General features: G+C 67.3%; 18 protein-coding genes. 6 read left to right on the forward strand and 12 right to left on the reverse strand.

Features of this window, described 5'->3' with window-relative positions:
• Window positions 1-46 precede the first annotated feature (46 nt).
• From AB0I35_RS17690 to AB0I35_RS17700, 3 genes are all read left to right on the forward strand, one after another.
• Entirely contained in the window at window positions 47-1,456 is a 1,410-nt protein-coding gene (locus tag AB0I35_RS17690) for an FAD-dependent monooxygenase (RefSeq protein ID WP_357397123.1), read from the forward strand.
• Window positions 1,446-3,221 (forward strand): FAD-dependent oxidoreductase, encoded by a 1,776-nt coding sequence (locus tag AB0I35_RS17695; protein WP_357397124.1) that lies wholly within the window; start codon window positions 1,446-1,448, stop codon window positions 3,219-3,221. Before AB0I35_RS17690 ends, AB0I35_RS17695 begins: the two co-directional genes overlap by 11 nt.
• Window positions 3,222-3,377: 156 nt before the next feature.
• A complete protein-coding gene (locus AB0I35_RS17700) occupies window positions 3,378-4,001 on the forward strand; it encodes a TetR/AcrR family transcriptional regulator (RefSeq protein WP_357397125.1) in 624 nt (207 codons plus the stop codon).
• Window positions 4,002-4,023: 22 nt separating this feature from the next.
• Here AB0I35_RS17700 and AB0I35_RS17705 read toward each other — a convergent pair whose 3' ends face one another.
• From AB0I35_RS17705 to AB0I35_RS17715, 3 genes are read right to left on the reverse strand one after another with little or no spacing between them, the layout of a single operon-like run.
• Window positions 4,024-5,088, reverse strand: a complete 1,065-nt coding sequence (locus AB0I35_RS17705) for a lipocalin-like domain-containing protein (protein WP_357397126.1) — start codon at window positions 5,086-5,088, stop codon at window positions 4,024-4,026.
• Window positions 5,089-5,105: 17 nt separating this feature from the next.
• Window positions 5,106-6,395 carry an oxygenase MpaB family protein gene (locus AB0I35_RS17710; RefSeq protein ID WP_357397128.1) on the reverse strand — a complete coding sequence of 430 codons (1,290 nt, stop codon included), beginning with the start codon at window positions 6,393-6,395 and terminating at the stop codon, window positions 5,106-5,108.
• A gap of 55 nt (window positions 6,396-6,450) precedes the next feature.
• Entirely contained in the window at window positions 6,451-7,341 is an 891-nt protein-coding gene (locus tag AB0I35_RS17715) for an alpha/beta hydrolase (protein ID WP_357397129.1), read from the reverse strand.
• 162 nt (window positions 7,342-7,503) lie between these two features.
• Between AB0I35_RS17715 and AB0I35_RS17720 the strand changes: the two genes are divergently transcribed.
• Window positions 7,504-8,181: an AraC family transcriptional regulator gene (locus AB0I35_RS17720; RefSeq protein WP_357397130.1), complete on the forward strand. Its 678-nt coding sequence runs from the start codon at window positions 7,504-7,506 to the stop codon at window positions 8,179-8,181.
• 18 nt (window positions 8,182-8,199) lie between these two features.
• Here the strand turns inward: AB0I35_RS17720 and AB0I35_RS17725 are convergent, their stop codons facing one another.
• From AB0I35_RS17725 to AB0I35_RS17740, 4 genes are all read right to left on the reverse strand, one after another.
• The gene (locus tag AB0I35_RS17725) at window positions 8,200-9,792 is read right to left on the reverse strand and encodes an MDR family MFS transporter (protein ID WP_357397131.1); all 1,593 of its coding nucleotides are present in this window, start codon (window positions 9,790-9,792) and stop codon (window positions 8,200-8,202) included.
• Window positions 9,789-10,430, reverse strand: coding sequence for a helix-turn-helix domain-containing protein (locus AB0I35_RS17730; protein ID WP_357397132.1), 642 nt, complete (start codon window positions 10,428-10,430; stop codon window positions 9,789-9,791). Before AB0I35_RS17730 ends, AB0I35_RS17725 begins: the two co-directional genes overlap by 4 nt.
• A 52-nt stretch (window positions 10,431-10,482) precedes the next feature.
• Window positions 10,483-10,983 (reverse strand): TIGR03618 family F420-dependent PPOX class oxidoreductase, encoded by a 501-nt coding sequence (locus tag AB0I35_RS17735; RefSeq protein ID WP_357397133.1) that lies wholly within the window; start codon window positions 10,981-10,983, stop codon window positions 10,483-10,485.
• A gap of 74 nt (window positions 10,984-11,057) precedes the next feature.
• Window positions 11,058-11,669 (reverse strand): hypothetical protein, encoded by a 612-nt coding sequence (locus AB0I35_RS17740; protein ID WP_357397134.1) that lies wholly within the window; start codon window positions 11,667-11,669, stop codon window positions 11,058-11,060.
• Window positions 11,670-11,964: 295 nt separating this feature from the next.
• Here AB0I35_RS17740 and AB0I35_RS17745 point away from each other — a divergent pair, with 295 nt between their 5' ends.
• Window positions 11,965-12,384 carry a hypothetical protein gene (locus tag AB0I35_RS17745; protein WP_157104724.1) on the forward strand — a complete coding sequence of 140 codons (420 nt, stop codon included), beginning with the start codon at window positions 11,965-11,967 and terminating at the stop codon, window positions 12,382-12,384.
• A 45-nt stretch (window positions 12,385-12,429) separates the two neighbouring features.
• On the opposite strand, the gene AB0I35_RS17750 is transcribed toward AB0I35_RS17745, so the two are convergent.
• The 5 genes from AB0I35_RS17750 to AB0I35_RS17770 form a co-directional block, all read right to left on the reverse strand.
• A complete protein-coding gene (locus AB0I35_RS17750; RefSeq protein ID WP_357397135.1) occupies window positions 12,430-13,692 on the reverse strand; it encodes an acyl-CoA dehydrogenase family protein in 1,263 nt (420 codons plus the stop codon).
• Between the two features lie 25 nt (window positions 13,693-13,717).
• Window positions 13,718-14,599 carry an SDR family oxidoreductase gene (locus tag AB0I35_RS17755; protein ID WP_357397136.1) on the reverse strand — a complete coding sequence of 294 codons (882 nt, stop codon included), beginning with the start codon at window positions 14,597-14,599 and terminating at the stop codon, window positions 13,718-13,720.
• 122 nt (window positions 14,600-14,721) lie between these two features.
• A complete protein-coding gene (locus tag AB0I35_RS17760) occupies window positions 14,722-15,585 on the reverse strand; it encodes a MaoC/PaaZ C-terminal domain-containing protein (RefSeq protein ID WP_357397137.1) in 864 nt (287 codons plus the stop codon).
• A 2-nt stretch (window positions 15,586-15,587) separates the two neighbouring features.
• The gene (locus AB0I35_RS17765; RefSeq protein ID WP_357397138.1) at window positions 15,588-16,022 is read right to left on the reverse strand and encodes an SRPBCC family protein; all 435 of its coding nucleotides are present in this window, start codon (window positions 16,020-16,022) and stop codon (window positions 15,588-15,590) included.
• A 39-nt stretch (window positions 16,023-16,061) separates the two neighbouring features.
• Window positions 16,062-17,267 (reverse strand): lipid-transfer protein, encoded by a 1,206-nt coding sequence (locus tag AB0I35_RS17770; protein WP_357397139.1) that lies wholly within the window; start codon window positions 17,265-17,267, stop codon window positions 16,062-16,064.
• Between the two features lie 161 nt (window positions 17,268-17,428).
• On the opposite strand from AB0I35_RS17770, the gene AB0I35_RS17775 reads away from it, so the two are divergent.
• Window positions 17,429-18,433: an AraC family transcriptional regulator gene (locus AB0I35_RS17775; RefSeq protein ID WP_357397140.1), complete on the forward strand. Its 1,005-nt coding sequence runs from the start codon at window positions 17,429-17,431 to the stop codon at window positions 18,431-18,433.

Below are 18,433 nucleotides of genomic sequence, written 5' to 3' on the forward strand. Positions count from 1 at the left end.
TTTTATCGGACACACTGTCCGAGACTCGATGACCGAGGCGGCTCACATGACTCCTTCCCCCGTACCCGGCATCGAGTCGGCCGATGTCGTCGTGGTCGGTGCGCGCTGCGCCGGCTCCGCGACAGCACTGACCTTGGCCGCGGCCGGTCGACGAGTGGTCGTCCTGGACTCCGCTCCCCTGCCCTCGGATACGTTGTCCACGCATCTGCTCTGGCCCGCGGGCATGGCCGAACTCCAGCGACTCGGCGTCCTGCCCGAGGTGGCCGCCCTCGGTGCGCCCCAGCTGACCCACGCCTATGCCGAAGGCGCGGGATTCGGTATCGGGTCGACGTTCCAGCCGGTCGACGGCATCGACTACGCGATGTGCGTGCGGCGGACCGGACTCGACGGAGTGCTCGTGCGGGCGGTGATCGCGGCGGGCGCCGACGTGCGGCCCAGATGCCGGGTGGAGTCGGTGGTCTTCGACGGGAACCGCTGTGCCGGTGTGCGTTACAGCGACAGCGGGGGCGCCGTCACCGAGATCAGGGCGGCGCTGGTAGTCGGTGCGGACGGGCGGCGCAGCGCCGTCGCCCGCGCGGTCGGCGCGGAGGAGCCGTTCCTGTCGGTGCCGAGCGGGCGTGACTGCTATTTCGCCTATTGGCGTGACGCGCCCGATGCCGCACGCCACATCGCCGCGCAGTGGCGGGTCGGGGCGGATCTGGGCACCGCGTTCCCCTGTGACGACGGTCTCGTACTGAGCCTGGTGCAACCGCCACGCGCCGAGGGCAGGCTCGGCCCGCGCGAGGCCGAGCACCGCTATTCCTCGGCGGTGCAACGGATTCCGGGGCTGGTCGACCGACTACGCGGCTGCGAACGAGTCGGGCGCGTCCGGTCGGCCGTCGGCATCGCCTCGTACTTCCGCCGTTCCGCGGGCCCCGGCTGGGCGCTGCCCGGCGACGCGGGCCATTTCAAGGATCCCGTCACCGCGCAGGGGATCCGTGACGCACTGCACTACGGCCGGCGGCTGGCCGAAGCCGTCACCGATGTTCTCGACGACCCGGCCGTTCTGGACGCGGCACTGGCACAGTGGGAGCGCACGCGCGTGATCGAGTGCCGCGACATCTTCCACTGGACCAACCGGCTCGCCCGCGGCGAGGCCATGCGGCCCTTGGAGATCGAGCTCTACCGCAGCGCCGAGGTGGATACCGAGCTGGCCGAGATCACCACCGGGATCTTCTCGCGCACGCGCAAACCCGCCGATCTCTACACCCCGGCTCGCGCGTTGCGGCTCGGCTGGGATGCGCTGCGCCATCAACGCCATCAGGTTCCCGCTGTCCTCGCCGACATGGCGCGCGAGATCCGCGACGCGGTCGCCGAACGACAGATGACGCGAACCACGTTGCGCGGCACTCCCCCTCGGGTGTCGACGCCCACCCTGCTCACCTCTGCGACACCCGGAGCTCAGCATGTCCGATAGCCCGTTCACCTGCACTCGCCGCACAGCCCTGCGCGCCGGGCTGGCCGTCGGCGCCGCGCTGGCCGCCCAGCCACCCACGGTGGGCGCCACCCCCGGCCCACGCTCGCCACTGCTCCGAACGACGGGCAGAACCGTCGCGATCTTCGGTGGCGGCATGGCGGGCCTGAGCGCGGCGCACGAACTGGCAGAACGCGGCTACGACGTGACCGTCTACGAACCCGCCCATCTGGGCGGCAAAGCCCGCAGCCTCGGCGTTCCCGGCACAGCGGGCCCGGGCAGGCAGGATCTGCCCGGCGAGCACGGCTTCCGCTTCTTTCCCGGTTGTTACCGCAATGTCCCCGACACGATGAGCCGAATCCCGTTCCCGGGCAACCCGAACGGCGTGCTCGACAACCTCGTGCGGGTCGAGGGCACGGTCGCCGGTTTCGAGAACACCGCGCCGATCTTCCTTCCTGTCGAACCGGGCGGCCTCACCCAGCTGACCCCGCAGGTGATCCAGAACAGCATCATCGGTTCGCTGCGGTTCATTCCCGACCTGCCCGCCCACGAACTGGCCTTCTTCGCCAAACAGATGACCATGTGGTTCACCTCGAGCACGGAACGTCGCTTCGGGCAGTGGGAGTACGTCACCTGGGAACAGATCATGCGGGCCGAGGGCAAGTCGCCCGCTTATCGCAAGTACCTGGTCAACGCGCTGACCAGGATAACCGTGGCCGCCAAACCACAGACCAGTTCGGCGCGCACGATCGGCACCATCGGCGAGGCACTCGTCCTGGCGGGCACGGGGCTCGTTCCGGAATTCTCCGGCGGGGTGGACCGCATCCTCAACCGGCCGACCAACGCCGCGTGGATCGATCCGTGGGTGGCGTATCTGCGTTCCCTCGGAGTCCGGTTCGTCCTCGGCCGGGCCGTGACCTCGTTGCGGCTGGCCGGCGGCCGGATCGAGTCGGCCACGGTGACCGGTGGCGGGGGCACGACCACGGTGACCGCGGATCACTACATCTGCGCCGTTCCCGTCGACCGGGTCGTCGACCTGCTGAGCCCGGCGATCCTCGACGCCGACCCACGCTTGGCCGGGATGCGCGAGCTGGTCACGGACTGGATGGTCGGCATCCAGTACTTCCTGCGCCGCCCCACCGACATCCCCGAGGGCCACATCGCCGCACTCGGGTCACCGTGGGCGATCACCGCGCTGCGCCAGGCACCGATGTGGGTGGGGGATTTCGCCGCGACCTACGGCGACGGCTCCGTCGTGGAGTGCCTGTCGGTCGACATCTCCGACTGGGACACTCCTGGGATCCTCTACGGGCGCACCGCCAAGGAGTGCGGTGCCGAGGAGATCGCGGCGGAGGTGTGGGCGCAGCTCACGACCTGGCTCAACACCGGCACCGGCTGGTTGCGCGACGAGGACATCCACTCCTGGCACCTCGATCCCGGGATCACCTGGTCCGGGAACGGCATCCACAACGAGACTCCGCTCTTGGTCAATACGGTCGGGTCCTACGACAACCGGCCCGACGCGCACTGCGCGATCCCGAACCTCTATTTCGGCGGCGATCACATCCGCAGCCATATCGACCTGGCGACGATGGAGGGGGCCAACGAATCCGGGCGCGCCGCGGCCAACGCGGTCCTCGACTCGGCCGACGATCCGGGGAGCCGGGCGACCCGCTTCCCGCTGGTCGATCTACCTGTCTTCGCCGGTGCCAAAGCCGTCGACGCCGACCGCTTCCGAGCCGGACTGCCGCACCTGCTCGACCTCTGATTCGATCAGCGCACCGCACCATCGGCACGTGGCGGGCCGGCTCCGTGAAACACTGTTCGGGGACCGAAGTCCCGCGTATCGACCGGCCCGGCCGCGCGAGGTAAGCCCGCGCCGCGGAACCGAACGGTCGACTGCCCGATGCCGAGAGGAGCGGCCATGACCGACGAGCCCGGGAATGCCCGGCCGCCGGCGCCGGTGTCCAAACGTAAAGCGGCGGCCCGGGGAGCGGCCCGCAGGCTCGGTGTCGAGGACTGGACGAGCGCGGCGTTGCGGGTGCTGCTGCGCGAGGGCGTCGGCGCCGTCACCATCGCCAAGGTCTGCGAGGAACTCGGGGTCACCAAAGGCAGCTTCTACTGGCACTTCGACGGGATCGACCAGTTGCTCGAGACGACAGCGCAGTTCTGGTGCGCCGATCACAACGACGCCGCCCGTGGCTTCCACGATCTCGACGAACTGCCCGTCGAGCAACGCCTGGAACGCATGGGCGCGTTGCTCACCGAGGAGCGGGTCTGGCAGATCGAGCTCGCGGTCCGCGACTGGGCACGCACCAACGCGAAGGTGGCCGAGGCGGTGAAGGCGCTCGATCAGCGGATCTTCCACACGCTGTCCGAAGCCCTGATCGAGCTGGGGTTCTCGCCCGAACAGTCGGAGATGCGGGCCGGGCTGATGTGCTTCGCGGGCATCGGTTTCGTGCACGGCAATCAGAACCTGCCGGTGCCCACCGCGGATCAGCGTCGGGAGTTCTTCCGGTTCATCACCAGCGCCGGACCGCGGTGCTGATCCCGCTTTTCCGCGGCGGTGCTCAGGTCAGTGCGACCAGTTCGTGCAGCGTCGTTCCGTCCCGCTGTGCGGTGCCGTTGCCGGTACGCACTCTCAGCTCGAAGGTGGACTCGAACCGGAAGTAGCCCGGGTGCCCGACGAGCCGGTGCACGAGCGGCTTGACCAGTCGTGAACGCACGACCGGCAGATCGTCGAGCAGGTCGTGGGCGTGGATGACCCGGGTGATGTCCAGGCGCAGTTCGAGTCGCCCGGGCACCCGCAGTTCGACCCATTCGGGGTAGGTGCGGCCCGCGGTGGCATCGAAGCGGGCGGGGCCCTCGGTGAGGACTGTCTCGCCGGTGGACAGCACGATGTCGGCGTGGTGGGCCAGCATCAACGGGTTGATCGCGTGGCCACCCTTGCGCTGCTGGGTCAGCACCGAGGCGAACAGCAGCGAGTAGTCCTCGACGTACAACCGGCCCCAGTGCCAGCGCTCGATGATCTTCTTCATGTCACCGACGCCCCAGTTGTGGTCGTGGTAGCCACGCCCGGTGACCTCGTGCCGTACGCCGTCGAGCTCGATGGTCCCGGTCACTCGCGCGCGGGGCGCGGCGACCATCCAGCCGAAGGAATCCTTACCGCCGAAACGGGTTTCGCCCTTGCCGGGCATCCAGCCGGGGACCTCGTTGTGGAACCGCAGATCGAAGACCAAGCCGTCCTCGGCCATCCGCAGATGGTGGATGGGCAGGCCGTCGTCGCGCGATTCGGTGCGGGCGGTGTTGTCACCGATCCGCACATCGCAGGCATCCGGCGAGAACGAGGCCGCCGAGTGCGGATACCGCCGCGACACCTGGCGGCGGGTGCCGTCGGGCGCGTAGACCATCATCTCCACCCAGGGTCGCGACAGCGGCAGATCCTCGGGGCGACGTTTGATCAGGAACCCGATCACCACGTGGCCGGTGTCGAGGTGCGCGTCGAAATACCAGTGTTCGAAGGCGAGCGTGCTCGACGCGGGATGAAAACCGTTGTGGTGCGGCTCGATCCGCGTCAGCTCGCCGTCGCCGCGGCCGGGCCCGTTCCATACTTCGACGATGTCGGTGGCAGTCATGGTCGCTTTCCGTCGGTTCATCGGCGCAGGGCCCCGCCGGCGTCGAAGGCTGCTTCGCGCCCCCGCATCTGGGCTCGGTACCAGTTCTCGCGGTGGGCGAGCATGAGTTTCTCGTGTACCCGCGCGAACGGCGGGCAGAACCGGCGCACGAGTTCGGTGACGGTGATCAGCGGGAAGCGCAGAATCGGGACGAGGACCCACGGGAACGCCGGTGGCATGGTGTAGTGCCGACGCGTACCGGGGGCCATGTACATCGCGGCGTACACCGAGTTGATCCGGAAGTTGTACATCTCGCGTAGCCGGGTCAGGCCGCGATGACCGTCGCGAGGCGCGAACGCCGCCGGATAGGACTCGATCAGTTCGGTCCCGTGCTGCCCGGCGTCGTAGGACCGCGACGCGATGGTCATCGCCAGCACGCGCAGTGCGTCGAGAATCGTGTCGGGATACCAGCGGACACGGACCCCGAGCAGATGGCCCATGTACTTCTGGAAGTGCAGCAGCGCACGGATTTCCGACGGTGTCGTCTGATAACCCAGCGCCCACAGGCCGAGCCCGGGCGTCACGCTGCCCGCCAGCAGGGTCAGCATCTGGTAGGTCTGGCTGATCGGCAGCCCCCACCGTTCGATGTCCCATTCGGGATGACCGGCGACTTTCGCACGCACCGACACGTGCATGACCCGCACCTTCAGCGCGGTGGCCCGGCCCGCCGAACCGGCGGTGAGCAGCGCGCCGCGCTCGGAGACGTCCATCCAGAACCGGCAGGTCTCGAGGAAACGGCGCAGCGCGCTGTCGCCCGCGTACCCACCGGCCAGCGACAGTGGCGTGGCGACCGCCGCCTCGGTGTACATCTCGAGCGTCTCGGCCCCGGCGAAACTGAACAGCATGGTGCCCCAGCGCCGCCAGATCGCGGCGCCCTGCTCGACGAGTTCGGGCACCACCCAGTCGGGCACCGTCTCGAACTCGGCGAACAGTTCACGCATCGACTCCGGTGCCTCCGGTACCGCGTCGATGCCCGCACGCAGGGCCTGCTCCAGCATCCGGCGCCCGGCCGTCGGCCCGATCTCGCCGTGCATCACCTCCGCGACGAACCGCTCGGCCACCGGGTCACCGGTGAACAGGTCTTCGCATAGGGCGATCGCCTGCTCGTCGGTCGGGAACAGCCGCTGCCTGGTCACGGCCGTGAAGACGCGTTCGAGTCGCCGCACGCGCGGAGTGCCGCGCACCTCCCAGTAGCGAAACGCGCTGGGGCACTTCACCGTTGCCCCGGCATGAAGGTGGTCGACCTGACCTTCGAGGGATTCGGCCACACCGGGCCTCCTGACGTGAGCATCCACCCGCTGACTGCGATCGCAGTCGACCATACTATGCCGAATAGTCTTCCGTACCTGAAAGTATGGAACTGTCGCCTTCGACGGGGCGGCGCAACCATGCCCGCAATGCCTCGGTGACTTCGGCGGGACGTTGCTCCATGATGAAATGTCCGCCGGCGATCCGGACGAGAGTCGCGTGCGGGATGTGTGCGGCGAGGTCTTCGGCATAGCTGAACGGGATCGCCGGGTCCTTGTCGCCCCAGATCACTGATGTGGGGCAGCGGATGGCGCCGAGTCCGGCCGCGAGTTCCGGGCGCACCCGGACGCTGTAGCCCGCCCAGAAATGGGCGTACCAGCGGCGCCCTTCGCGAGTGTTCAGGAAATCGAGGTAGCCGGCCAGGCGCTGGGTGTCGAACGAGCCGTTGCGGACGAACTGTGCCAATCCCAGGCGGTGCACTGGTCCGATCGTTCGTGCCGTGAGGAGCGGGCGCAGCAGCGGGCGACGCGCGGCGGCGGAGAACAGCCCGAACAGTTGGTAGTACGGCGTGGTGAAGGTGCGGTGAGCGCGGGAATTGAGGATCGCGAAACGCTGGACCCGGTCGGGGTATCGCTGCACGAACCCGAGACCGAGGAAACCGCCGTAGTCGTGACAGGCCAGATCGACGCGATCCAGGCCCAGTGCGTCGAACAGCCGCGCGATGCGATCCACCTCGGTGTCGTAGTCACAGCTCAACCGCAGGTCACGAGCCGAAGCACCCCAGCCTTGCCAGTCGGGGGCGATCACCCGTCGCGATCGGGACAGCGGCCCGATCTGATGCCGCCACGCGGCGTGGCTCTCCGGCCAGCCGTGCAGCAGAACCAGCGGATCGCCCTGTCCCACATCGGCGTAGGCCAGGCGCGCGCCGTCGACGTCGACCTCGTTCAGTTCGAAGGTTGTCGTCATGTCTGCTCCACTTCTCGCACGGTGGTCACGATCGGTGGATGTATGGTCGCGTGCATGGCGTTGCCGGCACTTCCAGAAACGTGCGCTACAGATCCAGCAACCGCCACCGGACCGGCACGGCTGTGGCTGCGTCTCGGGCACGCGGTCTATATCGGACCCGGTATGGCGCTGGGGCCGCATTCCACCGCGGTGGCGAGTCTCGGTGTCGGTTTGGACGGGCCGTTCCGGGTCCGTGCCGCGGGTGTTCCCGATATCACCGCCCGCAGCTTCCTGTTCCGCGCCCGGGTCACCCACCACATTCTCGACACCGACGGGCGACGACTGTTCTGCTTCTTCGACCCGACGTCGTCGCGGATGACCCGTTGTCTCGGCGGGATGTCGCGCGACATCGGCGGTTTCAGCGCCGATCAGCGCAACGAAGCCGCCCTGATCGACCTGGGCAACTCCCCCGACCCCGAGATCGACCGAGTGCTCGATCTGGCCAGCGTGCCGGTCCCGACGATCGGCGATCCGCGCATCGCCGCCGTGGCCGCGCAGATCCGCGCCGATCCGACCCAGCAGCAACGCGCGGCCGAAAAGGCCCTGGCCGCAGGCCTTTCCACCTCGTACTTCCTGCGTACCTTCGCCGAACAGACCGGCACGAGTTTCCGCCGCTATGTCCAATGGGCGCGAATGCTGCGCGTGGCGAAAGCTTTCACCGAGGGCCACGACCTGACCCGAGCCGCCGCCGACGCGGGCTTCGCCTCACCTTCACACTTCAGTGACACGTTCCGGGCCATGTTCGGCTTGACTCCCACCGCCTTCACCGCTCTCGGCGCCGAACTGCACATCGACGACTGAGAGGCGCGGCCCGAACACTCACCCCTCCTTGACCAGGTCCGGCTCCTCCTCGGCCATCACGGCTTCGCCGCGCGCGACCATGCCCGCCTCGTCGGACAGCGTCAGGTGCGGGATGAACAACGCGAGCGCGAACGCGAGGATCGCACCGGGGATCAGGTACCAGAAGCCGGGAACCAGCGCGTCGACGTAGGCACCGACGATCGCGTCGTGCAGCTTGTCCGGCAGGTTCTTGACCACCGAGGGGATCAGCGCGCTCGGGTCGATGTTCGCCGCCGCCGCTTCCTGCCAGTTCGCCTGGAACGCGCCGGTGAGATTCTCGGTCAACCTGCCGGTGAAGATGGAACCGAAGATCGCGATGCCGAGCGCGCCACCCATCTCACGGAAGTAGTTGTTGGCACTGGTCGCCGTGCCGATCTGGTCGGGGGCCACCGCGTTCTGCACCACGAGCACGATGATCTGCATGATCAGGCCGAGGCCCGCGCCCATCACGAACAGCATGGCCGAGACCACCCACATCGAGGTGCTGGCGTCGAGCCGGGTCAGCCACAGCATGTCGATGGCGATGAGTGCGGCACCGATGGGCGGATACACCCGGTAACGACCGGTCTTGGTGATCACGTTCATCGAGGTGATGAGCGTGAGCATCATGCCGATCATCATCGGGATCAGCAGCAGACCCGACACCGAGGCGGAAGTACCGCTGGCCATCTGCAGGTAGGTCGGGATGAAACCGATCGCCGCGAACATCACCAGGCCGACCAGGAATCCGATCACCGAGGTGAGCACGAAGGTGCGATTGCGGAACAGCCACAGCGGCAGCATCGGCTCCTCGGCGCGCGACTCGACGAAGACGAACGCCGCGACCACGACGACGAACGCCGCGATCATCGACAGCATCACCGTCGAACCCCAGTCGTACTGCTTGCCGCCCCAGTCGGTGATCAGGATCAGCAGGGTGGTCGCGGCCGACATGAGCACGATGCCCAGGTAGTCGGGCCGGAACTTGGGTCGATGGCTGGGGATGCTCAGGTAGCGGAAGGCGATGAACAGCGCGGCGATACCGATCGGCACATTGATCCAGAAGCACCAGCGCCAGTCGAGGTGGTCGGCGAACAGACCACCGAGCAGCGGCCCGGCGACCGAGGTGATTCCGAAGACGGCGCCCATGGGCGCCATGTACTTGCCACGGTCCTTGGCAGGCACCACATCGGCGATGATGGCCTGCGCCAGGATCATCAGACCGCCGCCACCGACGCCCTGCAGGCCGCGGAAGGCGATGAACTCCCAGAATCCCGTCGACGCGGCGGCACCGACGGAGGCCGCGGTGAACACGGTGATCGCGAACAGGAACAACCAGCGCCTGCCGAACATGTCGCCGAGTTTTCCGTAGATCGGCATCACGATGGTGGTGGCGAGCAGATACGAGGTGGCGGTCCAGGCCATGTGGGAGACCCCACCGAGTTCGCCGACGATGGTCGGCATGGCGGTGCCGACGATCATCTGGTCGAGGCTGGCCAGGAACATACCCGCGATCAGCGCGGAGAAGATCAGCCAGATCCGCTTCTGCGTCAGGACGATCGGGGTCGGCGGCGAGTCGGCCGTCGTGGTCATCGGTGCGTCTCCCTTGTCGTGTCGACCGGCCGATCGAACAGCCGGGCGGCCATGGCGCAGTGCTCGTGCAGCGCTGCGGCGAGCGACCCGTTCGGATCCGCGGCCAGCGACATCGCCGCCCGCGTGGTGATGGTCGTCATGATTCCCGCGGTGAGCGAGGCGAATTCGGGGTCGACCTCGGCACCGAGCCGCGCCGAGAGCAGTTCGGCGGTGGCGGCTTCCAAACGGGCGCCCGAGGCGATGAAGGCGGCGAGCACTCTCGGCTCGGCGGTGATCAGTTCGGTGACCAACGAGATACCTTCGCGCACTTCGTTTTCGGGCTGGAATCCGGCGGCGTGCAGCCAGGTGAGGTCCTCGATGAGCACCCCGGTCGGACCGCCGGCGACGAACTCCTGTCGCGCTTCGGGCGTGCCGATGTCGCCGACCGGACCGACCACCGCGTCGAGCTTGGTGTCGTAGTAGTTGAAGAAGGTGCGCGGCGAGACGCCGACCGCCTTGGCGATGTCGTCGACATTGGTCGCCTCCAGGCCGTGCTGGACCGCCAATCGCCGTGCGGCGAGGCACAGTTCGATCAGGGTCCGCTGCTTCTTCTGTTCACGCAGGCCGATCGAGGGCTGCTTGGCCGGCTCGGAAGACATGCCGCCAAGTTAGCACAAACTGCAATTTTTCAGAAACTGCAACTACATGAGGTCAGGCCTCGGCGGTACGACCCGACAGCGGCATCGCGGGCAGGCCGAGCTTGCGGTGGTCCCAGGACCTGACCTTGGTCTGGTCGACCCGGATCACGATGCGCTTGTTCATCATCTGCTCGACGAACGGATGGACCTCGGGGCTGTACGGACCGACATAGCGTTCGTAGATGTCGACGGCGGCCCGCCAGTACTCCTCGTCCTGTGTGTCCTCGATCAGGTGGGCGGTGCCCTCGATCGACACGCCACGCAGCTGGTCGTAGGTGTCGCCCGCTTCGGCCATGCAGGCGATGGTCGGATCGCGGCGCAGGTTCACCGCCTTCTGCGATTTCGACTTGGTCTCGAAGTAGACGACACCGTCGATGTGGCCGAACCACATGGCGGTGAGGTGCGGTTTTCCGGACCGGTCGAGGGTGGCCAGCGTGAGCACCCTCGTATTGTCGAGAAACTCCGCGATTTCCAGCGCGTTCATCCGCACTACAGCTCGCTGATCGATCCCCACTACTGGCCACCTTCCGGTCCTGGTCACTTTCCGCCGACCCTACTCAGCCGAGCAGCGCACCGTGGTCGCTCCGCCTACGTGCGGGTTTTCGGAGCCGCGGGTGGAGTCCGTGCCTCGTTGCGGTGCTGGTCCCACCAGGAGGCGCTTTCCTGCTGGGCCGTCTCCTGGTCCTTGGACGGCGCCGGTGTACTCGGAATGCCGAGGACCCTGAGCCGCCAGTCGTCCTGCGGAATGGCGGCCACGATGCGCACGGGGACGACCGCCGTGAGCAGCAGGCAGTTTCCGACGCAGACCATCAGACAGATCGGGGGAACCGAGACCACGATCGCCGTCGCGAGGGTCCCCATCTGGATCGGATCGCGCGAGATGGACACGACGTTGCCACAGATGCTGGCCAGCACGGTGACGAGGAGCAGCAACTCGTAGAACCGGACAAGGGACGTGGCCTTCTCGTCACGGATGCCGACCAGCGTGATGAAAGTGCAGGCGACCAGCGCGACCGTCAGACCGACGACGAGCGGCCACAACCACGTCAGATGCTCCGGAACCCCCGCCACCGCCGCGAGAGTCGAGGTGAAGGTGAAGGATGCGATCGCCGCGGCGACAACCAGTACCGCCCCTAAACCGACCAGTAGCTTCGGCACCGTCACTGGAACAGGACGAGGGAAACGGTCCGAGTGGTCCATCGGGCTCCATTCTACGGGCTTTTGGCCGCCAAATACGCAGGCACTCAACAGAGTACGGGCACGCGGCGGGCCGCGCCGCGAGCGGACCGAGCGGACACCGTAAAGTCCCGTCACACACGATTCGCAACCGGATTTCGGCGGCGCGGGGTAGCGGATCCGGCGATCGGCGCGAAGCCAGGGTCAAGCCGTGTGTTTTCGGGGTACCGGCCCTGCGAGAATTGTGGAACTCTTCCGCTTCACGCGGTCCCATCGAACACCGGGACCGACTACACCGATGCGAAGGACCACCGAACCCATGCGAATCGCAGGACTGACCGCCCTCGCGGCGGGCGCACTGATCCTCCCGGCCACCTTGGCTCCCGCGGCCTCGGCGGAGGTGGAGGACATCACCATCTACGCCTGGGGCAACAGCGAAATGCCCGTCGCCTGCGACTATGTGGGTGCCAACTGCACGGTCATGGCCCGGATGTTCGGCGCCGACTACGCACTGCCCGCCACCGTCACGATCAACGGCAGCGAGCTCACCTCACCCGAGCGCCTCGACTACCCGGACCGGCAGCGCAGCGCGATCCGCGGCACCTGGCGCCCGCCGGCCAAGGGCACGTACACGATCGTGGCCACCCAGGGCTCCTCCACCAAGACCCTCGTCGTCGAGGTCACCGGTGATCCCCAGCTGGGCAGCGGCTCGGCGGGGCTGCCCAGCGGTTCCAGCTGACCGACCGGCTGACCGCCCGGTGTGGGCGGTCAGCCGGCGCACCGCTCACTGCGCGAGCAAGCCCTTGGCGACGTGGGTCACCTGGATCTCGTTGCTGCCCGCGTAGATCATCAGCGACTTCGCGTCACGGGCCAGCTGCTCGACCCGGTATTCGGCCATGTAACCGTTGCCACCGAACAACTGCACCGCTTCCATCGCGACATCGGTGGCGGCCCTGGTGGAATACAGCTTCATCGCCGAGGCCTGTGCCAGAGTCGGCATCTTGCCCGCCGCCGAGCTCTCCAACGCCCGGAACACCATGTTCTCGACGTTCAGACGCGCGATCTCCATTTCGGCCAGCTTCAATTGGACCAGCTGGAAGCGGCCGATCTCCTGGCCCCACAGCTTGCGCGACTTGGCGTATTCGATACACAGCCGGTGGCATTCGTTGATGATGCCCATCGACAAGATCGCGCAGCCGACCCGTTCGACGATGAAACTGGCCCGCGCGCTTTCCCGGCCGTCACCGCCCTGGTGATCCTCGGTCTCACCGAGGAGGCGGTCCTTGCCCAGCCGCACATTGTCGAAGAACAACTCACCGGTGGGCGAGGAATGCATGCCCATCTTCTTGAACGGTTTGCCCTGAGTGAACCCCTCCATGCCCTTGTCCAGCACGAAGGTGAGCACCTTGCGGTCGCGCTTGTCGCCACCGTCGCCTTCGTCGAGCTTGGCGTAGACGACCACGGTGTCGGCGAACGGGCCGTTGGTGATGAACGTCTTCTGGCCGTTGAGGATGTAGTCCTCACCATCGCGACGGACGTAGGTCTTCATGCCGCCGAACGCGTCGGAACCGGAGTCGGGCTCGGTGATCGCCCACGCCGCGACCTTCTTCAGGGTGACGATGTCTTTGAGCCACCGCTGCTTCTGCGCGAGCGTGCCGCGTGCGGCGATGGTCGCCGCCCCGAGACCCAGGCTGACACCGACCGCCGCGACGCTACCCAGCGTGACGCCGGTCAGTTCGCTGATGAGTACCGCGGCCATACTGCCCTGCGCCGCAAGCGGGTTCGGCGCGGCTTTCTTGTCCGGCTTCTCCGGCGCGGGCTCACCCGCCGCGATCCGGTCGGCCCTGGCCTGCTCCTCGGCCAGCATCTTGTCGACCGCCTCACCCGCCATCACATCGAGCCCGAACCGGCTGAACAGGGTGCGCATGATGTCGTACGGCGGCAGCTCGCCGTGTTCGAGTTCGTCGATGTGAGGACGAACTTCCTTGTCGATGAACGCGCGCACGGATTCGCGGATCATCTCGTCGGTCTCGGACCATTCGAACATCGTTGTTCACTCCAGGATTGGTGGTTCAGGGCAGCCGGGCGGCGATGTCGTCGATCGACCACGCCTCGTCGGTCTCGATGGTCTTGACGTCGTGCCAGCCGGCGAGTTCGCTGATCGCGCCGCCCTGCACCGCGAACACCTTGCCGGTGATCGGGCACTTCTCGCCTGCCAGGTAGGCGACCAGCGGTGAGATGTTGGCCGGGCTGAAAGCGTCGAAGCTTCCCTCGGCTTCGGCGTCGGCCGCCTCGGCCGCCATCAGCGCGCCCATTCCCGGGGTGGCCAGGGTCAGCCGGGTGCGGGCGATCGGGGCGATCGCGTTGACCCGCACGCCGTAGCGCTCGAGCTCGTCGGCAGCGACCAGGGTCAGCGCCGCGATCGCGGCCTTGGCGGAACCGTAGTTGGCCTGGCCCGCGTTGGGCACGGTCACACCCGATGCCGAGCCGGTGTTGATGATCGCCGCGTTGGGTCGTCGGCCTGCCTTGGACTCGGCCTTCCAGTACGCCGAGGCGTGGTGCATGACCGCGAAATGACCCTTGAGATGCACCGCGACCACGGCGTCCCAGTCCGACTCCGACAGGCTGGGGATGAAGCCGTCGCGGAGAATACCCGCGTTGTTGACGACCACGTCGAGGCCACCGAATTCCGAGATCGCTCGCGCGACCAGGGCTTCAGCGCCCGCCCAGCTGGCGACGTCACCGGTGTCGGCCACCGCCCGGCCGCCCGCGGCGACGATCTCGTTCGCCACCTCCTGCGCCGGGCCCCCATCGACACCGTCACCGCTGTTGCTGCCGCCCAGGTCGTTGACCACGACCGCGGCACCCTCCCGGGCGAACAGCAGCGCGTGCTCACGTCCGATCCCGCGACCGGCACCGGTGATCACCGCGACCCGTCCTTCCAAGGCACCCATGCCTACTCCTCCGTTCACAGTCTCGGTCGGACGCCACGGATGTGGGTCCGACAGCCGGCGGTCAGTGCCCGCCGCTCGAAGACCGGCCCGCGCACGAGGATTCGGCGCGGGCGGGTCATGGGTCAGTCCGCGATTTCGGCGATGCCGTTGCTCAGCACCACATCGGTCCCTCGCACGGTCTCGAACGCGTACGTGGTGACACCGTTGTCGGTGCCCGCGTTCCAGATTCGCGTCTCGAGGTCGTCACCAGGGAAGACGAACTTGGAGAAACGCACGGCCAAGCGCTTCACCCGCGAAACATCGGAATCGGCGACTTCGGCGAGGACACCCCACCCGGCCATCGCCATCGTGCACAGACCGTGCGCGATGATGCCGGGCAGACCGGCGTCCTTGGCGACTTCCTCGTCCAGATGCAGCGGTACCGGGTCACCCGAGGCGGGCGCGTACCGGAACGTCTGGTCGTCGTCCACGTGGTGGGCGGTCTTCGCCTGCGGCGAGGACTGTTTGAGCTCGGTATAGGGCTCGATCACCGGGATCGCCTCGCCGACTCTGTCGCCGGCGTCGACCCCGCGGAAGAAGCCGGACAGGTACTGCTCGTTGACCAGGTCACCGCTCACCTCGTCCTCGCAGGTGAGGTGGATATAGACCAGCGAGCCGGTGGACTTGGTCTCCCAGCCGATCACGCGCCCGCGCGAGACCAGTTTGTCACCGGGCTCGATCGGGCGGTGGAAGTGGAAATCCTGCTCGCCATGGGTGATCCGGCCGAAGATGTCCATCGGCACCACGTCGACGGCGGGTGCCATCAGCGCGTCGAAGGCCGGGACGATGGCGAACACCGGCGAACCCACGTCACCGCGGCGATGCGCGGGGATCGGGTCGTTGGTCGCGGCCGCGTACTCGGCCAGCCGCTCCCTGGTGACCTCGAACCGCTCTTCGTCCGACCACAGGTTCAGACCGTCGCGGTCGAACTCGTAGACGTCGCCCATGGTCAGGCTCCGGCGGCGAGGGCGGCGAGCTTGTCCAGCGAGGTCTGCAGCTGCTTGGTGCCGTCCTTCTCGACGGCCTTGCCGAGGGCGCCTTTGATCAGCGAGCCCTCGAATTCCCCCGCGACCTGGACCTCGGTCTCGTCGCCGTCGGGGGTCAGGTCGAAGGAGAAGGTGGCCTTCACCCCGGCCATCCCGGTTCCCGTCATGACCAGCTTGGTCGGGGCGACCTCGCCGACGACCCACTCCAACTTGTTGGCCATGCCGAGCATGAAGATCTTGGCGGTCAGCGTCGCGCCCTCGGTCAGGGTGGCCGGTGGTTCGACCATCCAGCGCTCGTGGATGGTGAACCAGTCGCCCCAGGTGGACGGATCGGTGATCACGCCCATCAACTTCTCGGCGGGGGCGTTGAGGGTGGCGGTCTTCTCGATGTGACCCATGCGTGTTCTCCTGCGAATGGTGGTGTGGTGGAAGGCCGGTCAGCGGTCGGCGCGCTGGTATGCGGTGACGACCGCGGCGCCGCCGAGGCCGATGTTGTGCTGCAGGGCAGCGGTCACGTTGTCGACCTGCCGGGCATCGGCGGTGCCGCGCAGCTGCCAGGTGAGTTCGGCGCACTGCGCCAATCCGGTGGCGCCGAGCGGGTGGCCCTTCGAGATCAGGCCGCCGGAGGGGTTCACGACCCACTTGCCGCCGTAGGTGGTCTGGTTGTCGTCGAGCAGCCGACCGGCCTCACCGGGCGCGCACAGGCCGAGCGCCTCGTAGAGCAGCAGTTCGTTGGCCGAGAAGCAATCGTGCAGCTCGATGACCTGGAAGTCCTCGGCACCGAGACCGGCCTGCTTGTACACCTCGGCCGCGGCGGCGACATTCATGTCGTAGCCGATGATGTTCTTGGCGGTGCCGTCGAAGGTCGAGGCGAAGTCGGTGGTCATGGCTTGACCCACGATTTCGACCGCTCGACCGGCGAGGTCGTGTTCGTTCACGAAATCTTCGCTCGCCAGGATCGCCGCGCCGGAACCGTCGGAGGTAGGCGAGCATTGGAGCTTGGTGAGCGGGTCGTAGATCATTCGCGAATCGCGGATCTGGTCCATGGTGTATTCGTCACGGAATTGCGAATACGGGTTGTTCACCGAGTGCTTGTGGTTCTTGTAACCGATTTTCGCGAAATGCTCGGCGGTGGTGCCGTATTCCTTCATGTGCTCCCGGCCCGCGGCGCCGAACATCCAGGGAGCGGGCGGAAAGAGCACCTCGGAGATTTCGGCGAGGGCCTGCATGTGCTTGGCCATCGGCTGCTCGCGGTCGTCGAAGGTGGTACCGAGCGAGCCGGGCTGCATCTTCTCGAAACCGAGCGCGAGCGTACAGTCGGCCAGGCCGCCGCGGATCGCCTGCGCCGCCAGATACAGCGCGGTCGACCCGGTCGAGCAGTTGTTGTTCACGTTGACCACCGGGATACCGGTCATGCCGAGTTCGTAGACCGCCCGCTGTCCCGACGTCGACTCGCCGTACACGTAGCCGACGTAGGCCTGCTGCACCTCGGTATAGGAAATGCCCGCGTCGGTGAGGGCTTTGGTGCCCGATTCCCGTGCCATATCCGGGTAGTCCCAGATGCTGCCGTCCTCGTTGAATCGCCGACCCGGCTTCTCGAATTTCGTCATACCGACACCGACGACGAATACCCGTTGCGTCACAGGACAGTCCTCTCCATAGATCAGCCATGCGGCTGTCACCTATGACGCTATGAGTTCGATTGCCCGCCGACGAGGACCGCAGCGGGCCCTTCGGGGGACCGAAACGATCATCGCCGCTGCGGTACCGTACGAATCGCCTCGCCCGACGTCGAAGGAGCCAAGTGGCGCATACGATTCCGATGCGGTTCTTCCGGGCGACAGTCGAGTCGATGGTGAAACGGGGCCTCGATGTGGAGCGCGCGCTGCGTGGAGCGGGACTCGACTGGCGGCTCTACGCCGAGGACCGTGCCCGGATGACACCGGAGCAGACGACCGGGGTGATCCGCGCCCTCTGGGAGCAGACCGACGACGAACTGCTGGGCTTGGGTCCCCGACCGGTAGCGCGCGGCACCTTGCGATTGGCCGGACTCACCGTCATCCACACCCGGGACCTGCGCGGCGCGCTCGCCCGCATGTTCGAACTGTCCTCCGTGACCACCGGCATCCGCTGGTCGTCGCGCGCCGACGACGCGGGCCGCGCCACGATCGGTATCGCCGATCCCGACGTGCGCCTCGATCCGTTCGTCGCGTTCGCGATGACCGGTGGGGTGCACCGGTTCGCCGGTTGGCTGATCGGAGCGCCGATCACGTTGCTTTCCGTGGATTTCCCGTTCGATGCCGAGCACCTTGCCGACGAGTACACGACGATTTTCGGCGTCCGGCCGACCTTCCGCGCATCGCGGTTGGCGATGTCGTTCGACGCGGCGTTGCTGCCCATGCCGGTGGTGCGCGACGAAGCCGACCTCAAACGGTTCCTCCGTGACTCCCCCGGTGTCCTGTTCTACGCACAGGAGCAGGCCACGACCACCGCGGCACGGGTGCGCGCGATCATGGAGCGCAACCCGAACGGTCCCTGGCTCGGTGCCGACGAGCTCGCCCGCCGCCTATCGATCAGCGCGCCGCACCTGCGGCGGCTGCTGCGTGCCGACGGCACCAGCCAGCGGCGGATCCAGGAGGAGATCCTTCGCGACCGCGCCGTCGAGGCGTTGGTGCACGGAGACGAGCCGATCGCGGATCTCGCCGCTCACCTTGGCTATTCGGAGGCCAGCGCCTTCCGCCGGGCGTTTCACCGGTGGACCGGTAGCGCGCCGAGCCACTACCGCTCCACCCGAATCAGGAAGCCGTGA

Source organism: Nocardia sp. NPDC050378, assembly GCF_040655675.1.
GTDB lineage: Bacteria > Actinomycetota > Actinomycetes > Mycobacteriales > Mycobacteriaceae > Nocardia > Nocardia coubleae.

Excerpts from the sequence above, each read along its gene's own strand:
- AB0I35_RS17695 (WP_357397124.1), top strand. The coding sequence starts at position 1,446 with ATGTCCGATAGCCCGTTCACCTGCACTCGCCGCACAGCCCTGCGCGCC.
- AB0I35_RS17745 (WP_157104724.1), top strand. The coding sequence starts at position 11,965 with ATGCGAATCGCAGGACTGACCGCCCTCGCGGCGGGCGCACTGATCCTC.
- AB0I35_RS17760 (WP_357397137.1), bottom strand. The coding sequence starts at position 15,585 with ATGGGCGACGTCTACGAGTTCGACCGCGACGGTCTGAACCTGTGGTCG.
- AB0I35_RS17730 (WP_357397132.1), bottom strand. The coding sequence starts at position 10,430 with ATGTCTTCCGAGCCGGCCAAGCAGCCCTCGATCGGCCTGCGTGAACAG.
- AB0I35_RS17700 (WP_357397125.1), top strand. The coding sequence starts at position 3,378 with ATGACCGACGAGCCCGGGAATGCCCGGCCGCCGGCGCCGGTGTCCAAA.
- AB0I35_RS17740 (WP_357397134.1), bottom strand. The coding sequence starts at position 11,669 with ATGGACCACTCGGACCGTTTCCCTCGTCCTGTTCCAGTGACGGTGCCG.
- AB0I35_RS17690 (WP_357397123.1), top strand. The coding sequence starts at position 47 with ATGACTCCTTCCCCCGTACCCGGCATCGAGTCGGCCGATGTCGTCGTG.
- AB0I35_RS17705 (WP_357397126.1), bottom strand. The coding sequence starts at position 5,088 with ATGACTGCCACCGACATCGTCGAAGTATGGAACGGGCCCGGCCGCGGC.
- AB0I35_RS17720 (WP_357397130.1), top strand. The coding sequence starts at position 7,504 with ATGGCGCTGGGGCCGCATTCCACCGCGGTGGCGAGTCTCGGTGTCGGT.
- AB0I35_RS17765 (WP_357397138.1), bottom strand. The coding sequence starts at position 16,022 with ATGGGTCACATCGAGAAGACCGCCACCCTCAACGCCCCCGCCGAGAAG.
- AB0I35_RS17725 (WP_357397131.1), bottom strand. The coding sequence starts at position 9,792 with ATGACCACGACGGCCGACTCGCCGCCGACCCCGATCGTCCTGACGCAG.
- AB0I35_RS17715 (WP_357397129.1), bottom strand. The coding sequence starts at position 7,341 with ATGACGACAACCTTCGAACTGAACGAGGTCGACGTCGACGGCGCGCGC.
- AB0I35_RS17750 (WP_357397135.1), bottom strand. The coding sequence starts at position 13,692 with ATGTTCGAATGGTCCGAGACCGACGAGATGATCCGCGAATCCGTGCGC.
- AB0I35_RS17755 (WP_357397136.1), bottom strand. The coding sequence starts at position 14,599 with ATGGGTGCCTTGGAAGGACGGGTCGCGGTGATCACCGGTGCCGGTCGC.